Genomic DNA, 390 nt, shown 5'->3' with positions numbered 1-390 from the left:
TGAGCAGCCTTTCGTTGATTGCTCCAGATGCTGCGACCGCATCCCGCTTTGCGGACATTGGCTTCTGTGATCAGTGCCTCTATTATCTACCGCAGATCAACGAGGTATTCAGATGGAACGCGAACCTAACCTTGTCATTTCCAGCGCCTCGCAGCATATCGTTGAGGATGGGATGTCATTCAAGGTGGACATCTACAAACTCGAAGGCGGGGACGGTTGGTCGCTGGAAGTTGTGACCGAAGACGGGACATCCATCGTATGGGATGATCTCTTTGAAGACGACCGAGCCGCATTTGAAGAGGCAGTCAGCACCATTCGCAACGAAGGCGCAGTCGCTTTCGCCAACGGTGATTCAAACGTCGTCCCGTTTAAGTAGTAGGCGAACGGCCC

General features: G+C 53.3%; 1 protein-coding gene. It reads left to right on the top strand.

The window, feature by feature from the left end:
• Positions 1-112 precede the first annotated feature (112 nt).
• The gene (locus ACH107_RS33590; RefSeq protein WP_412509899.1) at positions 113-376 is read left to right on the top strand and encodes a hypothetical protein; all 264 of its coding nucleotides are present in this window, start codon (positions 113-115) and stop codon (positions 374-376) included.
• Positions 377-390 lie beyond the last annotated feature (14 nt).

It is taken from the genome of Roseovarius halophilus (ex Wu et al. 2025), from assembly GCF_047086965.1.
The sequence above is the reverse complement of the archived record's forward strand: the minus strand, read 5'-3'. Positions and strand labels throughout refer to the sequence as shown.

Coding starts and splice junctions, on each gene's coding strand:
- ACH107_RS33590 (WP_412509899.1), top strand. CDS start 113: ATGGAACGCGAACCTAACCTTGTCATTTCCAGCGCCTCGCAGCATATC.